Annotated in this window: 1 protein-coding gene; it reads left to right on the forward strand. The window is 30.2% G+C overall.

Features of this window, described 5'->3' with window-relative positions; all coding sequences use genetic code 11:
- On the forward strand, positions 1 to 933 hold a 933-nt coding region (locus K354_RS0113665; protein WP_024956027.1), incomplete at its 5' end, for an IS4 family transposase.
- Positions 934 to 1057: the final 124 nt, after the last annotated feature.

Below are 1057 nucleotides of genomic sequence, written 5' to 3' on the forward strand. Positions count from 1 at the left end.
ACCAAAGAGAACCAAAAGAAGTATCCTCAACAAAACTCTTTAAAAAAAGGATTGGGATTCCCAATATGTAGAGCAGTAGGTATTATTTCTTTAACCACTGGTTCTTTAATTGATGCAGCTCTTAGCCCCTATCAAGGTAAAGGAGCATCTGAACAAGTGTTGCTAAGAAATATGTTAAATAACTTTAAAAAAGGAGATGTAATCCTAGCAGATGCTTTTTACTCAACATATTATTTTTTAAACTATGTACTTCAAAATGGTATTGATGTAGTTTTAGTACAACATGGGATGAGAGCAAAAAAGACAGACTTTACAAAAGGAAAGATTATAGGTAAAAAAGACCACCTTATTGATATAAAAAAACCTTCTAAAAGACCTGAGTGGATGAGTGAAGAAGAGTTTGACAAGTTACCTAAAACTCTTACTATTCGTGAATTATACAGAGGAGGAAAAATACTTATTACTACAATGCTTTGTAAAAACAGAGTAACTGCAACACAAATTAAAAATCTATATAAACAGAGATGGCAAATTGAAGTAGATTTTAGAAATATAAAATCAACTTTAGGTCTAAAACATTTTAGTTGTAAAACACCAAAAATGGCTATTAAGGAGATGTGGGTATATTTCTTGGCATATAATTTTATACGTCTTATCATGCTTGAATCTGCTATCTATAATAGACTATTACCAAGACAACTTAGTTTTAAACATACTGTACAGATTTTAAAAAATGTGCCAAATAAATATGATAACCAACTATATGAGAAAATTTTATTTCTCATAGGTCAAAAGGTAATTGGAAATAGAGAAGGAAGAATTGAACCTAGAGCCATAAAAAGACGGCATAATGACTTCCCTCTATTGATGAAACATAGAGATATTGTAAGGGAGGAAATAAAGCAAAATGGTCATCCTAAAAAGCTTAAGTAAGTGCCATTCTAGCCTGTCCCCTTTTTCCTTAGATATATATTATACTAAAGATTAGATAAACATAATATAATCTTTAGGATTTACATGTAACGAATATTTCGTTAGAATAAGTGCGAAAAGAAGT

It is taken from the genome of Sulfurospirillum arcachonense DSM 9755, assembly GCF_000597725.1.
GTDB classification, from domain to species: domain Bacteria; phylum Campylobacterota; class Campylobacteria; order Campylobacterales; family Sulfurospirillaceae; genus Sulfurospirillum_A; species Sulfurospirillum_A arcachonense.